Annotated in this window: 16 protein-coding genes; 7 read left to right on the forward strand and 9 right to left on the reverse strand. The window is 62.7% G+C overall.

Features of this window, described 5'->3' with window-relative positions; genetic code table 11:
* Nucleotides 1-4 precede the first annotated feature (4 nt).
* Nucleotides 5-1003, forward strand: coding sequence for a sugar-binding transcriptional regulator (locus J3485_RS15145; RefSeq protein WP_206953900.1), 999 nt, complete (start codon nucleotides 5-7; stop codon nucleotides 1001-1003).
* A gap of 105 nt (nucleotides 1004-1108) precedes the next feature.
* Here J3485_RS15145 and J3485_RS15150 read toward each other — a convergent pair whose 3' ends face one another.
* The gene (locus J3485_RS15150; RefSeq protein WP_206953901.1) at nucleotides 1109-1552 is read right to left on the reverse strand and encodes an SRPBCC family protein; all 444 of its coding nucleotides are present in this window, start codon (nucleotides 1550-1552) and stop codon (nucleotides 1109-1111) included.
* A gap of 279 nt (nucleotides 1553-1831) precedes the next feature.
* On the opposite strand from J3485_RS15150, the gene J3485_RS29425 reads away from it, so the two are divergent.
* A complete protein-coding gene (locus tag J3485_RS29425) occupies nucleotides 1832-1984 on the forward strand; it encodes a BrnT family toxin (protein WP_309477019.1) in 153 nt (50 codons plus the stop codon).
* 3 nt (nucleotides 1985-1987) lie between these two features.
* Complete coding sequence (locus tag J3485_RS15160) at nucleotides 1988-2344, forward strand: BrnA antitoxin family protein (protein WP_242538578.1); 357 nt, start codon at nucleotides 1988-1990, stop codon at nucleotides 2342-2344.
* 286 nt (nucleotides 2345-2630) lie between these two features.
* Here the strand turns inward: J3485_RS15160 and J3485_RS15165 are convergent, their stop codons facing one another.
* The 6 genes from J3485_RS15165 to J3485_RS15190 form a co-directional block, all read right to left on the reverse strand.
* On the reverse strand, nucleotides 2631-3788 hold the full coding sequence (locus J3485_RS15165) for an ABC transporter ATP-binding protein (protein WP_206953903.1): 1158 nt from the start codon (nucleotides 3786-3788) through the stop codon (nucleotides 2631-2633).
* Complete coding sequence (locus J3485_RS15170; protein ID WP_206953905.1) at nucleotides 3776-4540, reverse strand: HAD family hydrolase; 765 nt, start codon at nucleotides 4538-4540, stop codon at nucleotides 3776-3778. Before J3485_RS15170 ends, J3485_RS15165 begins: the two co-directional genes overlap by 13 nt.
* Complete coding sequence (locus tag J3485_RS15175) at nucleotides 4537-5400, reverse strand: carbohydrate ABC transporter permease (RefSeq protein ID WP_206953908.1); 864 nt, start codon at nucleotides 5398-5400, stop codon at nucleotides 4537-4539. The genes J3485_RS15170 and J3485_RS15175 overlap by 4 nt, the downstream gene beginning before the upstream one ends.
* Nucleotides 5397-6332, reverse strand: coding sequence for a carbohydrate ABC transporter permease (locus tag J3485_RS15180; RefSeq protein ID WP_206953909.1), 936 nt, complete (start codon nucleotides 6330-6332; stop codon nucleotides 5397-5399). Before J3485_RS15180 ends, J3485_RS15175 begins: the two co-directional genes overlap by 4 nt.
* A gap of 128 nt (nucleotides 6333-6460) precedes the next feature.
* Nucleotides 6461-7804, reverse strand: a complete 1344-nt coding sequence (locus tag J3485_RS15185) for an ABC transporter substrate-binding protein (protein ID WP_206953911.1) — start codon at nucleotides 7802-7804, stop codon at nucleotides 6461-6463.
* Between the two features lie 72 nt (nucleotides 7805-7876).
* Nucleotides 7877-8653: an L-iditol 2-dehydrogenase gene (locus tag J3485_RS15190; protein ID WP_206953913.1), complete on the reverse strand. Its 777-nt coding sequence runs from the start codon at nucleotides 8651-8653 to the stop codon at nucleotides 7877-7879.
* A 249-nt stretch (nucleotides 8654-8902) separates the two neighbouring features.
* Between J3485_RS15190 and J3485_RS15195 the strand changes: the two genes are divergently transcribed.
* Entirely contained in the window at nucleotides 8903-9151 is a 249-nt protein-coding gene (locus J3485_RS15195; protein WP_206953915.1) for a type II toxin-antitoxin system Phd/YefM family antitoxin, read from the forward strand.
* Nucleotides 9148-9534 (forward strand): type II toxin-antitoxin system VapC family toxin, encoded by a 387-nt coding sequence (locus J3485_RS15200; RefSeq protein ID WP_206953917.1) that lies wholly within the window; start codon nucleotides 9148-9150, stop codon nucleotides 9532-9534. The genes J3485_RS15195 and J3485_RS15200 overlap by 4 nt, the downstream gene beginning before the upstream one ends.
* A gap of 32 nt (nucleotides 9535-9566) precedes the next feature.
* Here the strand turns inward: J3485_RS15200 and fghA are convergent, their stop codons facing one another.
* Entirely contained in the window at nucleotides 9567-10412 is an 846-nt protein-coding gene (gene fghA / locus J3485_RS15205) for an S-formylglutathione hydrolase (protein WP_206953919.1), read from the reverse strand.
* Nucleotides 10413-10431: 19 nt separating this feature from the next.
* Nucleotides 10432-11538 carry an S-(hydroxymethyl)glutathione dehydrogenase/class III alcohol dehydrogenase gene (locus tag J3485_RS15210; protein WP_206953921.1) on the reverse strand — a complete coding sequence of 369 codons (1107 nt, stop codon included), beginning with the start codon at nucleotides 11536-11538 and terminating at the stop codon, nucleotides 10432-10434.
* 386 nt (nucleotides 11539-11924) lie between these two features.
* Here J3485_RS15210 and J3485_RS15215 point away from each other — a divergent pair, with 386 nt between their 5' ends.
* A complete protein-coding gene (locus J3485_RS15215; protein ID WP_206953924.1) occupies nucleotides 11925-13322 on the forward strand; it encodes a nucleobase:cation symporter-2 family protein in 1398 nt (465 codons plus the stop codon).
* 463 nt (nucleotides 13323-13785) lie between these two features.
* The gene (locus J3485_RS15220) at nucleotides 13786-13977 is read left to right on the forward strand and encodes a Flp family type IVb pilin (protein ID WP_206953926.1); all 192 of its coding nucleotides are present in this window, start codon (nucleotides 13786-13788) and stop codon (nucleotides 13975-13977) included.
* Nucleotides 13978-14056: the final 79 nt, after the last annotated feature.

The raw sequence follows: 14056 nt of genomic DNA on the forward strand, positions 1-14056 counted from the left end.
TACCGTGTCCAAATCAAACGAAAAACTCGACCTGGCCACGCGCGCCGCCTGGCTCTATTACGTCGCGGGGAATACGCAAAACGAGATCGCCGAAAAGCTGCAAGTATCGCGGCCCGTCGCGCAGCGTCTCGTGGCGTTCGCCGTCGAAAAGAATCTCGTGCGCGTGCGCATCGAACACCGGCTGGCCGATTGCCTGACGCTTGCCGAGCAATTGAAGGCTCGTTACGGGCTTGCGATGTGCGAAGTCGTGCCCGTCGACGACGACACGCCCGAAGCCATCGACCGCAAGCTGGCCGTCGCCGGCGCGCAGGTGATGGAACGCTACTTGAGCGAAGAAAAGCCGATGATCATCTCGGTGAGCAGCGGCCGGACGCTGAAGGCGGCCGTCGATCACCTGGGGCAAATCGAGCGGCCGCAACATCGGCTCGTGTCGATGGTCGGCGCGATCGCGCAAGACGGCTCGTCGAACCGATACGACGTCGCGCTGCACATCTCGGAGAAGACAGGCGGCAAGCACTTTCTGCTGCCGGCGCCGCTCATCGCCGACAGCGAGGCCGAGCGTGCGCAATGGGTCAATCACCGTCTCTATCGCATCGTCGAATCGTTGACGGCGCAGGCCGACGTGGCCTTCGTCGGCATCGGCGACATCGGACCGAAATGTCCGTTGCACGTCGACGGGTTCATCACCGCCGCCGAGGTGGGCGAACTCACGCAGGGCGGCGCGGTGGCGGAAATGTTAGGACTGCCGATCGATGTGAACGGCAAGTGCGTGGAATCGCCGGCGGGCCGGCGCGTGACGAGCGTGCCGCTCGATTCGCCGCCCAAGCGGCCGACGATCGGCTTCGCCGGCGGCGAGCGCAAGCACGGCGCCGTATTGGCCGTGCTCAAAGGGGGCTGGCTGTCGGGGCTCGTGACCGATGAAGCCTGCGCGCGCGCGGCACTGGGCGAGGACGGCCGCGCGGCGAAACGCGCCAAGACGCGCGGGACGCATACGACGGCTTGACGGCTCGCTGCCGATTCGGGCGCAGGCCATATCCGAATCGGGCGATGGCGCCCCGAGCGACGAGCGCTCCGCCTCGCCGTCTCGCGTCTCGACACAGCCGTCTCACTACTGAATCTCGGCTTCCACAAGCAGCTTCAGCAAAGCAAGCGATTCCTGCCATCCGAGATAACACGCTTGAACCGGAATCATTTCCGGTATTCCCTCCTGCTCCACATCCAGCTCGGTGCCGAACGGCGTCTGCCGTAGCGACACCGTCGTCTGCATGACGCCAGGCAGATTCGGATCGTCGAACCTGCCCGTATAGCGAATGCGCGCCAGCGGGACCAACTCGAGATACTCGCCGCCGAACGAATGCGCGTGGCCGGTGGTGAAGTTCGTAAACGATATCCGATAGCCGCCGCCGACCTCGGCCCGCAGTTCGTGAACGGTGCCGACAAAGCCGTTCGGGGGTAGCCATTTTGCCAGGGCGCCGGCATCGAGGAACGCGCGGTAGACGCGCTCGGGCGTGGAACGCAGAACACGATGCAGGCGAACGGTATTCGTGGACATGATGAACTCCGAAGGCGAAGGCACGGCCCCTTCGATCGTAGTCGACGAATGGGGAAAGCGGAAATCGACAGATGGCCGCGCTCATGTCGACTCTCTCACCGGACCATTCTCCGCGTCCGGTTAAATCGCTTCCCTGCCCGCCCCATTCGTTGCATCCCGCATATTTCCTCGTGGCTTACGCCCTGTGGTGCACGTCGTTCAGCGGCGCTGGGATATTCAAGTGTCAGTTGAAGCCGGCACGTCAGTACAAATGTCAATACAATCGCAAATAGGTGAACTGTGCAGTTCGAGTGGGATGAAGAGAAGAATCGAATCAATATTCGCAAACACAGGATCGATTTCACCGACGCGATCGATGTGTTCAACCATCCGATACTCGTAGCGCTGGATGGGCGGGAAGACTATGGCGAGGAGCGCTGGACCGCGCTGTGATGGATGAAGGCGACGCTGGCCGTCGTAGTCTATGTCGAATGCTGCGGGCCAGTCGTCCGGATAATCTCCGCTCGCAAAGCAACGAAACACGAGGCGAACGATATGAGCAAAGTGTCAAAAACTGACTGGAAGCGACTAGAGAAGCTCAAGGACGAGCAGATCGATACGAGCGACATCCCTGAACTGGGCGACGATTTCTTCGCCCGTGCGGAGTTGCATGTTCCACCAAAGCAAGCCGTGACGATGCGACTCGACGTGGACGTGCTGAACTGGTTCAAGGCACAAGGACAAGGCTATCAGACACGCATCAACAAACTGCTGCGCGCATACATGCTGGAGCATCAGCGTCGGCACGCGTGACTGCCGTTACATCCACGGACGGCGCGCTCGCGTCCGATTCCCACAAGCCGCCGACGACACCTCCACTATCGTCCTGTCGTAAGACTGCCCCTCTTCGTCGATTTCTTTTTCTGTCGACGCGGAACGAAGAGCGGCGCAGACAGGACGACCCGCAGATTTCGTGAGAAAGACGGCTAGCTGGCTAACATGGCCATGGTAGCTACCACGGCCGTGTTAGGGCTCAGCGCGCCTCAATTCGCCGATGCGGATGGCGAGTCACTCGAATGCATTCGTCACGAACCCACCCTCAAGCCGCCGACAACACCTCCACGATCTTCCTGTCGTAAGCCTGCCCGTCTTCGTCGAACAGATGACAATGCTCGGGGGCGGCGCCGAGCGTGAGCGCTTCGCCGCGTTCATGGCGCTCGAGCGGCGGGATGCGTGCGATCAAACCGTCAGGCGCCACCGAAGCTTCCGCGTAAAGGTAGGCGGCATCGCCAAGCGATTCGACCGTCGTCGTCTGCGCGCTCACACCGTATAGCGGCGCGCCGCCCGCCGGTGCAGGCGGTTGCGCATGCAAATGCTCGGGCCGAACCCCGACCGTCACGCGTGCGCCCAGTTGCAGCGCACGCGCGCCCGACGACGAAGTCCCGCGCGTCTCGACCGCCACGCGCTGCGTTTCACCCGTGGCATAGCGCACGAGCACGCCATCGCCGCTGACCTGCTCGACGACGCCTTCGAGAAAATTCATCTTCGGCGATCCGATGAAGCCGGCGACGAATCGATTGGCCGGTGCGTGATAAAGACGATTAGGACTGCCGACTTGTTCGACGTTGCCCGCCGACATCACGACAATCTTGTCGGCCAGCGTCATCGCCTCGACCTGATCGTGCGTCACGTAGATCATCGTCGTCTTCAATTCGTCGTGCAGCCGCGCGAACTCGAGGCGCATCTTCACACGCAAGGCCGCATCGAGATTCGACAATGGCTCGTCGAATAGAAACACCTTCGGTTTGCGCGTAATGGCCCGCCCGATCGCCACACGTTGCCGCTGCCCGCCCGAAAGCTGCTTCGGCTTGCGATCGAGCAGATGGTCGATGTGCAGGATCTTCGCCGCATTGCGCACGGCTTCGTCGATCTCGGGCTTCTTCGCCCCGGCCAGCTTCAAGCCGAACGCCATGTTGTCGTAGAGCGACATATGCGGGTACAGCGCGTACGACTGGAACACCATCGCAATGCCGCGCTTGGCCGGCGGCACGTCGTTCACCCGCGCGGCGTCGATCATGAGCTCGCCGCCGCTGATCGCTTCGAGGCCTGCAATCATTCTGAGCAGCGTCGACTTGCCGCATCCGCTCGGCCCGACGAACACGACGAACTCGCCGTCGGCGATATCGAGGTTCACATTGCGCAAGACCTCGTGCTCTTCATAACGTTTCGCGATGCCACGCAGCGTCAAGCTTGCCATGATGCGTCTCCTTTCCCATTCGTTGCCGTGCGCGCCCCATCGGCTGCGCCGGTCATCCATTGCTCGACGAGCGCGGGCAATACGCGCATGTCGTCGAATACGCGTTGCGCGCCCGCTTGCACGAGCGCATCGGCGTGCGCGCGCCCGCCGTGTTCCGCGTGCGTGCCGCCCGCGAAGCCGAGCACGACCATGCCCGCCGTGCTAGCCGCCGCGACGCCCGCGACGCTGTCTTCCACGACGAGACAGGCGCGGCTCGACACGCCGAGCGCATCGGCCACGGCGATATAGATGTCGGGCGCGGGCTTCGGTCTCGGCACGCGATCCGCGCAAAACACGCGCGAGCCGAAAAAACGGTCGAGCCCCGTGCGCGCAAGCACGGCGTTGACATAAGCCGTATAGCTGTTGCTCGCGCAAGCCTTCGTCAACGCGATCTGCGTCAACGCCGCTTCAACGCCGGCCACGACCGGCGCCTGCTGCGCGGCTGCCTCGACGCTACGCCGTATCGCATCCATCTCCACCGGCGCCAGCGTTTCGCCGAGCGCCGCGGCGCTCTCTTGCAGCACGCGTTCGATGCGCAGCCCGAGCAGCGGCAACACGACGGGCTCGACGTCGGCCCGCGGCCAGCGCGCTTGCAGCTCGTGCACGAGCATCTTCGCCGCGACGGCCTCGCTGTCGATCAGCACGCCGTCGCAATCGCAGATCAGCACGCGATCGCGCCGCATCTCGCCCGCTCCGATCGTCGATGCCGTCATTTGACGGCTCCGAACGTGAGGCCGCGCACGAGTTGCTTTTGCGACAACCAACCCACGAGCAGAATCGGCGCGACCGCCAACAACGACGCCGCCGACAATTTCGCCCAAAACAACCCCTCGGGACTCGAGTACGACGCGATGAACACCGTAAGCGGCGCCGCGCCCGAGCTCGACAAGTTGATGCTCCAGAACGCCTCGTTCCACGACAGAATCACGAGCAGCAGCGCCGTCGACGCGAGCCCGGGCAGCGCCATCGGCATCAGCAGATAGAGAATCTCCTGCCACGTCGCGGCGCCGTCGATGCGCCCCGCTTCGAGAATGTCGCGCGGAATCTCGTTGAAATACGTGAATGCCATCCACACGGCGATCGGCAAATTCATCAGCGTATAGACGATGACGAGCCCCGAGACCGTATCGAGCAGCCCCGCGTTCTTCCAGAGCAAATAGATCGGCACGAGCACGCCGACCGACGGCATCATCTTCGTCGACAACATCCACAGCAGCATGCTTTGCGTGCGGCGCGTCGGGAAGAACGCCATCGCATAGGCGGCCGGCACGGCAAGCAGCAAGCACAGCACGGTCACGCCCGCCGAAATGAGGATCGAATTGCGCGCGAACAGGAAGTAGTCGCTGCGCGCGAACACCTCGCGGAAGCTGTCCAGCGTCGGCGTGAAGATCAACGACATCGAATAGGCGTCGCGCTCGGTCTTGAACGCCGTGATCGTCATCCAGAAGATCGGGAAGAACAGCGCGAGCGAGATGAGCCAGGCCAGCACGCCGGGCAGCGTGCGCTTGACGACATCGAGCCCGGGCAATTGCGCGCGCAGCGCACGCGTGGCGGGTAAGGTCGGATGGCTCATGCTTCGTACTCCCCTTTCAGATTCTTCGCGAGCATGCGCACGAGGAAGAACGCGACGATATTGGCGAGCACCACGGCCAGAATGCCCCCCGCCGATGCGAGGCCGACGTCGAACTGTTGCAGGCCCAACGCGTAGATCAAGTAGGAGAGAATCGTCGTGGCATTGCCCGGGCCGCCCGCGGTCGTCGTATAGATTTCGGCGAAGATCGACAGCAGAAAGATCGTCTCCATCATCACGACCACGGAAATTGCCCGCCTCAAGTGCGGCAGCGTGATGTAGAAGAACATCGCAAACGGCCCGGCGCCGTCGATCCGTGCCGCTTCCTTTTGCTCCTCGTCGAGCGATTGGATCGCGGTAAACAGAATGAGGAAGGCGAACGGCAGCCATTGCCACGCGACGATGACGATGATCGCCGAGAGCGGGTACGTGGCGAACCAATCGATCGGTTGCATGCCGAACCAGCGCATGACGGCCGCCACCACGCCGTATACCGGGTGCAGCATCATGTTCTTCCAGATCAGCGCGCTGACCGTCGGCATGACGAAGAACGGGCCGATCGCGAGCATCCGTGCAATCCCTTGCCCGAGGAATTTGCGATCGAAAATCACCGCCATCAAGATGCCGCCGACGACCGTGATGACGAGCACCGAGCCGATCAGCTCGAGCGTGTGAACGATCGACGGTAGGAACGCGGGATCGGTGACGAGGTAGCGGTAATTGTCCAATCCCGCGAAGCCTTTTTCATCGGGATTGAGCAAGTTGTAGCGGGAGAACGAATACCAAATCGTCATCGCGAGCGGTATCGTCATCCATAAGACGAGGACGGCAACCGAAGGCGCGACGAGCCAGCGCGTCGAGCCGGCACGCCGCTCCGGCGTCGGCAAGGCGCCGTGCTCCGCGGCAGGCGAGAGCGGCATATGAAGATGTCCCATCGTTCGGACTCCTGGTCGATTCGGCGCCATCGCGCGGATGACGTCGAGAGCGGGCCGCGGCAAACACTCCGCAAGCGGCCCGCAAGCGAACGATGCGCTCGATGCGCACCGTTCGCACGGCTTGGCGATTACTTCTGGTAGCCGGCCTCGCGCACGGCACGGTCGGCCGCGGCATTGCCCGCCGAGAGCGCTTGATCCACCGACATCTGGCCTGCCAGCGCACCCGAGATGCTTTGACCGACCACCGTCCCGAACGACTGGAATTCGGGGATGCCGACGAACTGCACGCCCGTGTAAGGAACGGGCTTGGCCGTCGGATGCAGCGGGTCGGCCGTGCGGATCGCGTTCAGCACGAACTCGCCGAACGGCGCGGCTTGCACGTAGTTCGGGTTGTTATAAGTCGACTCGCGCGTACCCGGCGGCACCGATGCCCAGCCTTCGTCCTTCGCGACGAGCTGGATGTAGTCCTTGCTCGTTGCCCATTCGACGAACTTCTTGGCGTCGTCCTGCTTCTTCGACGTCTTCGGAATGGCGAGCGCCCAGGCCCACAGCCAGTGCGAACCGTTCGGCGTGACGGCCGTCGGCGCCGCGGCGAAGCCGATCTTGTCGGCGACCTGCGACTGATTCTTGTTGTAGAGCATGCCGGCCGCCACCGTGGCGTCGATCCACATCGCGCACTTGCCCGAGGACATCAGCGTCAGGTTTTCGTTGAAGCCGTTCGAGCTCGCTCCGGGAGGGCCGTCCTTCTTCATCAGATCGACGTAGAAGTTGACCGCCTTCTTCCATTCCGGCGACGTGAGCTGCGCATGCCATTTGTCGTCGAACCAGCGCCCGCCTTCCGTGTTGACGAGCGTCGTCAGGTAGGCCATGTTCTCGCCCCAGCCCGCCTTGCCGCGCAAGCAGATGCCGTAGACGCCGTTCGCCTTGTCGGTGAGCTTGTCGGCGAATTGCCGGATCTGGTCATAGGTCGGCTTCGGCGGCATCGTGAGGCCCTTGGCCGCGAACAGATCCTTGCGGTAGAACGTCATCGAGCTTTCCGCGTAGAACGGCAAGGCATAGAGCGTGCCGTTGTTCGACAAGCTGTCGCGCACCGTCTTGATGACGTCGTTCTCGTCGTAGCTCGCCGGCAGGTTCGACATCGGCGAGAGCCAGCCGCGTTTGCCCCACTGCGGCGCCTCGTATGCGCCGATCATCATCACGTCGAACTGGCCGCTCTTGGTCGTGATGTCCGTCGTCGCGCGCTGACGCAGCACGTTTTCCTCGAGCACGACCCAGTTCAGCTTGATGTCGGGATTGCTCTTCTCGAAATCCGCCGAAAGCTTCTTCATCTCGATCATGTCGGGGTTGTTCACCACCGCAACCGTGATCGTCGCGGCAGCGGCCGGCAGCGCCGCCATCGCGGTCAGCGCGAGGGCGCCGGCGGCGAGCGCACGCCGCGTCAGTCGAGGGGCAGGGCCGAAATTGCGTTGCATCGCTTGTCTCCTTAAGTCTTGTACGTTGTGGTGGAAATGCACGTGCGCTTCTCGTTGAAGCGCGGTTCGTACTCAGCTCATCCAGTTGCCGCCGTCTACGTTCAGCGTCTGCGCCGTGACGTAATCGGCATCGCTCGAGGCGAGAAAGAGCGCGGCGCCCGTAAGATCGGACGGCACGCCCATGCGCCCGAGCGGCACCGCTTCGCCGACGAGACGCTTCTTCTCGCCGGGCGCGCGGTTTTCGTAGCGGGCGAACAGCGCGTCGACCTGCTCCCACATCGGCGTGTCGATCACGCCCGGCGCAATGCCGTTCACGTTGATGCGATGCGGCGCGAGCGCGAGCGCGGCCGACTGCGTGTAGCTGAGCACGGCGGCCTTGGTGGCGCAGTAATGCGACACGAGCGCTTCGCCGCGACGGCCGGCCTGCGACGACATATTGACGATCTTGCCGCCGCGCCCTTGCTCGACCATGCGCTGCGCCACGGCTTGCATCAGGAAGAACATGCCTTTGACGTTGACCGCGAACAGCGTGTCGAAGATGTCCCACGATTCGTCGAGCAGCGGCCGCATGTCGAAAATCGCCGCGTTGTTGAACAGGATGTCGACGCTGCCGAAGCGCTCGACCGCCTGCGCGACGATGCGCGCGATGTCCTCGCGCCGCGTGACGTCGGCGCGCACGACGTGCACCCGCTCGGCATGCCGCTTGGCGAGGCCGGGGCAAATGGCGTCGGGGGATTTGACGTCCACGAGGACGCAGCGCGCGCCTTCCTGCAAATAACGCTCGGCCACGGCCTCGCCGATGCCGCTCGCGGCTCCGGTCAGAACCGCGACTTTGTCGTGCAATCTCACGAACTCGTCTCCAAAGGGGTGTAGGGAAACCCGTCTTTCTTCTGGTGTGGTCTTGCTTTTTTTGATCGAGCGATCGCTCAACGATAGAGCAATTGCTCGGTTTGTGATCGAATGATCGGATACGCATCGAAACCTGTCAAGGCGAGGCCCCGATTTTCGATGGTGCGCTGCGAAAGAGCCGTATTGGCCTTTCGGTCTATTGCGAATTTAGACTAAACTAATGAAACTTAGTCCACATCAACAGACACCATGGAAATCGTGAACATCCACGAAGCGAAGACCCATCTCTCGCGGCTCGTCGATCGCGCCGCGCTCGGGGAAGGCTTCATCATCGCGAAGGCCGGCAAGCCGCTCGTCAAAGTCGTACCGCTCGACGCCCCCAGCGCGGAGCAGCGTCGCCGCCTCGGCTTTCTCGCGGGGGAGATTCTCGTGCCGGACGATTTCGACCAAATCGGCACCGGTGAGATCGAACATCTTTTTGGAGGAACGGATACGTGAATTTGCTGCTCGACACTCACCTATTGCTGTGGGCGGCCGCGCAGCCCGAACGCTTGACGGCTGCTGCGCGCGCATTGCTGGAAGACGAAGGCAACACCCTGCTGTTCAGCGCCGCCAGCCTATGGGAAATCACGATCAAGAGCGACTTGGGAAGGGGCGATTTCCGGGTCGATCCGCGGCTCTTGCGCCGCGGGCTCGTCGATAATGGGTATCTCGAATTGCCCGTCACGCATCGGCACGTGCTCTCGCTGAAAGGGCTGGCGCCGCTTCACCGGGATCCCTTCGATCGGATGCTCGTCGCGCAAGCGATCGCCGAAGGCATTGCGCTCGTGACGACAGACCCGCTCGTTGCCCAATACACGGGGTCGATCAAGCAGGTTTGAGCCGCGAGCCAAGCAACGGCGGGCGCCTTGCGCTACGTCAATGCCCGCGCGTGATGCGCGATGTGGTCTTCGATGAACGTCTCGATGAAGTAGTAGCTGTGGTCATACCCTTCATGGCGCCGCAACATCAACGGCTGACCGGCCTTCAGGCACGCCTGCTCGAACACGTCGGGGTGCAATTGCTCGATGCGGAATTTGTCGGACAGGCCCTGATCCACGAGGATGCCGTCTTCGAAGCGGGGCGCATCGGCGCCTGCAACGAGTTCGCTCGCGTCGTACTGCCGCCATGTTTGCTCGTCGTCGCCAAGGTACCCGGCGAATGCTTTCTTGCCCCACGGGCATCGCATCGGCGCCGCGATCGGTGCGAACGCCGACACCGAGCGATAAATGTCGGGGTTGCGCAGCGCGAGGACGAGCGCGCCGTGGCCGCCCATCGAATGGCCGAAGATGCCGAGCCGCGCACCATCGATCGGCAGCGCCGCGATCGCCGTTTCTCGCAACTCGTCGCGCACGTAGGAATACATGCGGTAGTGACGCGACCAAGGTTCGCGCGTCGCGTCGACGTAAAAGCCGGCAGCGACACCGAAATCCCAATCTTCGGTTTCGCCGGCGATATTCGCACCGCGCGGGCTCGTATCGGGCGAGATGAGCGCGATCCCATGCTTGGCGGCGAAACGCTGGGCCCCCGCCTTGATCGGGAACGTTTCCTCGCTGGCGGTCAGGCCCGCCAAGTAAAAGAGCGCGGGCACACGGCTATGCTGCGCATGAGGCGGCAGATAGACGGAAAACCGCATCGGCAAGCCGATCGTTTTCGAATCGTGCCGGTAGAGCGCCTGCGTGCCGCCGTGGGTGAGATGGGTCTCGATCGTTTCGAGCATCGTGCGCCTCCGCTTCGATTCAATACAGCACGACCGACCGAATCGATTCGCCGCGCTTCATCAGATCGAAGCCCTCGTTGATGCGATCGAGCGGCAACGTGTGCGTGATCAGGTCATCGATATTGAGCTTGCCGTCCATGTACCAGTCGACGATCTTGGGCACGTCGGTGCGCCCACGTGCTCCGCCGAACGCCGAGCCCTTCCATTCGCGCCCGGTCACGAGTTGGAACGGACGCGTGCTGATTTCCTCGCCTGCGGCCGCCACCCCGATGATGATCGATTGGCCCCAACCCTTGTGGCAGCACTCGAGTGCCTGGCGCATCGTCTTCACGTTGCCGATGCATTCGAACGAGTAGTCGGCGCCGCCGTCGGTCAACTGCACGATGTGGTCGACCACGTTCTCGACGTTCGCCGGGTTGACGAAATGCGTCATGCCGAATTTTTTCGCAAGCTCGACGCGGCCCGGATTGAGGTCAACGCCGATGATCTTGTCCGCGCCCACCATCTTCGCGCCCTGAATCACGTTCAAGCCGATACCGCCGAGCCCGAACACGACCACGTTCGCCCCTGCCTCGACCTTTGCCGTGAACACGACAGCGCCCACGCCCGTCGTTACGCCGCAGCCGATATAGCAGATCTTGTCGAACGGTGCGTCCTCGCGCACTTTCGCCACGGCAATCTCGGGCACGACGATGTAATTCGAGAACGTGGAAGTTCCCATGTAATGAAAGATCGGCTTGCCGCCGATCGAAAAGCGCGAGGTGGCATCGGGCATCAGGCCCTTGCCTTGCGTGGCGCGAATCTTTTGGCAAAGGTTCGTCTTGCGCGACAGACAGAACTTGCATTCGCGGCATTCGGGCGTGTAGAGCGGAATGACGTGATCGCCTTTCTTGACCGTGCCCACGCCCGCACCGACGTCCACGATGACGCCCGCACCCTCGTGCCCTAGAATCGCCGGGAAGATGCCCTCGGGGTCCGCGCCCGATAGCGTGTAGTAATCGGTATGGCAGATCCCCGTCGCCTTCACCTCGATCAACACCTCGCCCGCGCGCGGCCCGTCGAGATCGACCTCTTCGATCGTCAAAGGCTCGCCCGCTTTCCACGCGATTGCGGCTTTCGTCTTCATAGGGATTGCTCCTTTGGATTGATTGCCTTCCCCGGCATAACCGCCGGCATAACCGCCGGCAGGCCGACGATCATCGCCGATCTCTTCGCGGCCGGTCTGTCCTAGCCGGCCATCGCATTGTCCATGCGCGCCACGTCGCGAAGCCCAACGACGGCGCCCCCATACCCATAGTGAGATACACATCATAACGGCTGTGCGAAGTGCGGCCCGCCAAAATCGGCAGGCACACGTGGCGCGCCCCCACCAGCGCCGCTGCCGGCCGTTCGGCCGCGCGCGCCCATATCGTTCCGGAAAAGGACGGAATAGGGCCGCGGCGTCTTGTGCCAGGTTACCCAAGCGCCTACCGTTGAGCCACCCAATACAAAGACACAATGGAGCGAGACAACATGCAATCGACCACGGTTCATCCGTGCGACGAGCAGCTTCCGCTTGCGCGGCTGCTTACGCTCGGCGTTCAGCACGTTTTAGTCATGTACGCGGGCGCGGTCGCCGTGCCCCTCATCGTCGGCGGCGCGATCGGGCTGCCCAAAGATCAGATCGCCTTTCTCATCAGCGCCGACCTTTTTTCGTGCGGGATCGCCACGCTGATCCAAACGCTCGGGCTGTGGATCTTCGGCATCCGCCTGCCCGTCATCATGGGCTGCACGTTCGCCGCCGTCGGTCCGATGGTCGCGATCGGCACGAATCCGCAACTGGGCATCCTCGACATCTTCGGCTCGACGATCGCGGCAGGCGCCATCGGCATCGTGCTCGCACCGGCGATCGGCAGGCTCCTGCGTTTCTTCCCGACCGTCGTCGTCGGTACGGTGATTTCGGTCATCGGGCTATCGCTGATGGAAGTCGGCATCAACTGGGCTGCAGGCGGCGTCGGCAATCCCAACTACGGCGCCCCGCTGTTCCTCGGCTTGTCGCTGTTCGTGCTCGTGCTGATCCTGCTCATCAACAAGTTCTGCCGCGGCTTCCTCGCCAACATCTCCGTGCTCATCGGCATCGTCACGGGGTTCGTCATCGCAGCCGCGACGGGGCACGTCTCGTTCGACGGCGTGCGCGCCGCGCCGTGGGTCGGCATCGTGGCGCCGTTTCATTTCGGCCTGCCGCATTTCGATCCGCTTGCGATCGCAACGATGGTCACCGTCATGTTCGTCACGTTCATCGAATCGACAGGCATGTTCCTGGCTGTAGGCGATATGGTCGGCCGCCCCGTGGACCGGCGCACGCTCGTACGCGGCCTGCGCGTCGACGGGCTCGGCACGCTCATCGGCGGCATCTTCAACTCGTTCCCGCATACGTCGTTCTCGCAGAACGTCGGGCTCATCGGCGTGACCGGCGTCAAGAGCCGCTTCGTCTGCGCAACGGGCGGTCTGATCCTCGTCACGCTCGGCCTGTTCCCGAAGATGGCGCAGGTGGTCGCCTCGGTGCCGCCGTTCGTGCTCGGCGGCGCCGGCATCGTCATGTTCGGCATGGTTGCGGCCAACGGCATCAAGGCGCTCTCGCGCGTCGATTTCACCACCAATCCGCACAACCTGTTCATCGTGGCCGTCAGCGTCGGGCTCGGCCTCGTGCCCGTCGTTTCGCCGACATTCTTCGCACAATTGCCGCATGCGCTGTCGCCGTTGCTGCACAGCGGCATCTTGCTCGCGTCGGCATCTGCGGTCTTGCTCAACGTCATCTTCAACGGTGTGTCGAGGACGAACGAAAGCGAAAGCGAACACGAAACAGCACGCAACGAGCATGAAGGCCCCTCCCCGACGAGACTCGAGCGGCGCGCCGTCGACATGCACTAACTGAACGATGCGTTCGGCCGTCGAGAGGCGGCTATTCAACGCAGGGCGCGCATGGAGTCGATCCGACTCCATGCGCGCCCTTCTCTTTTTTCCCTCCCGATGCGCGTCGCTAGCCGGATCACCGCCATCGCCTTGCTCGCTCTCGCCGTTTCATCAGACATATTCCGATAGTTGGTGAAACTGACTCATCGTTTACGCCTAGCGCCGTCACATCAGACGATTGTCTTGCCGCGCTCAATGCGCGCGCAAACCCTTGCCGCATCTGGCTGTCCGCGCGCACACCAATCGTTCGCGCTTTATTCAGATGAAACGTTTTGCCCGTGGAAATTCAGGTTTCCTACGAATTTTCCTAAATTCGCGCAAACGTTTGCCGTAAACAAAATTGGGAGCTTCTGTCTCTCCCATCCCCCGTTGCGGAAGTGGTCCCTCGGCCGCTTTATCAATCATTGAGGAGTCCTAATAAATGTTGCGTTTCCTACGGTTCCTTTCGCGCGACGAGCGCGGCGTCAGCGCACTTGAATACTCTGTCTTGGCCGGCATCGTCGTCGTTGCCGTTGCGGCAGCGGGTGCGATTTTCGGCGGCACCAGCGGCCTCCCCGCCCTCTTTCAAAACCTGATCACCAACGTCACGAGCGTTCAGGCCAGCGGCAAATGATCCCTTGATGCCGTTCGGCGGCAGCGCCGAACGGCTCGTCTCGGCCGCCTGCGGCTTGTATCGATCGAAAGGCAAACGC

Origin of the sequence: Trinickia acidisoli, assembly GCF_017315725.1 — a bacterium.
GTDB lineage: Bacteria > Pseudomonadota > Gammaproteobacteria > Burkholderiales > Burkholderiaceae > Trinickia > Trinickia acidisoli.

What these genes read in the sequence shown, in the direction of transcription:
- J3485_RS15175 (WP_206953908.1), bottom strand. Translation starts at nt 5,400, where the DNA reads ATGAGCCATCCGACCTTACCCGCCACGCGTGCGCTGCGCGCGCAATTG.
- J3485_RS15215 (WP_206953924.1), top strand. Translation starts at nt 11,925, where the DNA reads ATGCAATCGACCACGGTTCATCCGTGCGACGAGCAGCTTCCGCTTGCG.
- J3485_RS15210 (WP_206953921.1), bottom strand. Translation starts at nt 11,538, where the DNA reads ATGAAGACGAAAGCCGCAATCGCGTGGAAAGCGGGCGAGCCTTTGACG.
- J3485_RS15185 (WP_206953911.1), bottom strand. Translation starts at nt 7,804, where the DNA reads ATGCAACGCAATTTCGGCCCTGCCCCTCGACTGACGCGGCGTGCGCTC.
- J3485_RS15195 (WP_206953915.1), top strand. Translation starts at nt 8,903, where the DNA reads ATGGAAATCGTGAACATCCACGAAGCGAAGACCCATCTCTCGCGGCTC.
- J3485_RS15150 (WP_206953901.1), bottom strand. Translation starts at nt 1,552, where the DNA reads ATGTCCACGAATACCGTTCGCCTGCATCGTGTTCTGCGTTCCACGCCC.
- J3485_RS15160 (WP_242538578.1), top strand. Translation starts at nt 1,988, where the DNA reads ATGAAGGCGACGCTGGCCGTCGTAGTCTATGTCGAATGCTGCGGGCCA.
- J3485_RS15180 (WP_206953909.1), bottom strand. Translation starts at nt 6,332, where the DNA reads ATGGGACATCTTCATATGCCGCTCTCGCCTGCCGCGGAGCACGGCGCC.
- fghA (WP_206953919.1), bottom strand. Translation starts at nt 10,412, where the DNA reads ATGCTCGAAACGATCGAGACCCATCTCACCCACGGCGGCACGCAGGCG.
- J3485_RS15220 (WP_206953926.1), top strand. Translation starts at nt 13,786, where the DNA reads ATGTTGCGTTTCCTACGGTTCCTTTCGCGCGACGAGCGCGGCGTCAGC.
- J3485_RS15165 (WP_206953903.1), bottom strand. Translation starts at nt 3,788, where the DNA reads ATGGCAAGCTTGACGCTGCGTGGCATCGCGAAACGTTATGAAGAGCAC.
- J3485_RS15170 (WP_206953905.1), bottom strand. Translation starts at nt 4,540, where the DNA reads ATGACGGCATCGACGATCGGAGCGGGCGAGATGCGGCGCGATCGCGTG.